General features: G+C 42.6%; 1 pseudogene. It reads left to right on the top strand.

From position 1 onward, the window contains the following. Positions 1–573, top strand: a pseudogene (locus R7R78_RS28285) (competence/damage-inducible protein A); the annotation flags it as partial.

Here is a 573-nt window from a genome sequence, read left to right on the forward strand (position 1 = left end):
TGCCTGATAGCAATTTAAAACAAGCCATGCTACCTGAAGTCGCAGAAATTTTAGACAATCCTATTGGCACGGCATGTGGCTTTAAAATGCTGATCAATGACGCGATTTTTTATTTTACTCCTGGTGTACCAAGCGAATTCAAATTGATGGCAGAAACACAAATTTTGCCTGATCTTCGAAGAGTATTTCCTGATGTAAAAGGTTCATGCTGTAGTCGAATCTACACTTTTGGTCTTTCTGAATCTGGGATCTCGGATAAGTTGGATCAGTTAAAACTGCCACAAGGCTATGAGCTTGGGTATCGCTCTTATCTGCCTTTTATTGAAGTGAAGCTGTTTGGCCCGGCAGATCAGCTTGAACAACGTTTGAAGCTGATGCAGTTGATCAACAAGCACCTCGAAAGCAATACGGTTAGCATCGACCTTCCGATGGTTGAGCATGTAGGACAACTGCTGGCGGATAAAGATCTCACACTTTCTGTGTCTGAAAAAAGCAGTGCTGGATATTTAACCTACTGGTTAAACAGTGATGAAAATGCAGAAAAGCAATTGGGTCACGGTTGGGTGCTGGCAG

It is taken from the genome of Vibrio sp. 2134-1, assembly GCF_033339495.1.